Source organism: Psychrobacter sp. 1U2 (assembly GCF_051847575.1).
In genome coordinates, this window is the sequence record NZ_JBPYDC010000910.1 from 1 (window position 1) to 778 (window position 778).

1 pseudogene is annotated in these 778 nt (G+C 40.7%); it reads right to left on the reverse strand.

Annotated features, from left to right (window positions below):
* Window positions 1–240 precede the first annotated feature (240 nt).
* Window positions 241–423: pseudogene (locus ACS8FD_RS19490) on the reverse strand (ribosomal protein L7/L12); the annotation flags it as partial.
* Window positions 424–778 lie beyond the last annotated feature (355 nt).

Below are 778 nucleotides of genomic sequence, written 5' to 3' on the forward strand. Positions count from 1 at the left end.
AGAAAATTGCTCTTGTTTATAAGATATAGCGTAGTCGCCCGTTGATGATATTGAGGCTTCCCCTAGGTATTGCTCGCTGCGCAAGTCCTTATCATAAGCTCGAATCAGCACGCCGCTGGCAGGCTTTCCATTAGCAAGACTGACTTTACCTGTTACCAAGTAGTTATCATCTTTGGCGGGTTTGGGTTTCTTAGGGTCTTCACCATTGTCAGAGCCTGACATAGCTTCAATAACCACGGTAGCGCCGACACTAGATAATCTCTGATGAACTTTTATAGCAGATGGTTTATCTAAGTTGTCTTTGACGACGCCATTATTCTCAACTAAGGTTTTGGCTTCTTTTAAGCCCAGTCCAGTAATCTCTCTGACTTGTTTTATGACTTGTAGTTTTTGCTCACCAAAGGAAAGCAGGCGAACCCTGAATAATTCTAGGGTTGTATTGCTAAGCATTATAGAAACCGTTGCTCCTGCTGCACGTAACTTCGTGGCAAACACATCGGCCGCCTGTTTGTTTAAATCACCTAAGACAAAGCCACCTACATCTAGTAGTTGATTGATTTTGTCAATCGCGTCTGGCCCTAGCATTACCTTTAAAACATCGGTGACAGGTTTTTGTGCCGGTAATGGCACCCGATTGATAGATACATTAAATAAATTAGCCATGATCCCAATCCTTTGGTTATGTTTAACTGCCTATATTAGCTTCCCTAATGTTCACTTCATTTATAGCTGGATAAATTCTTCAAACTTAGTTCTTTTATACATTTTTTAAACTTTT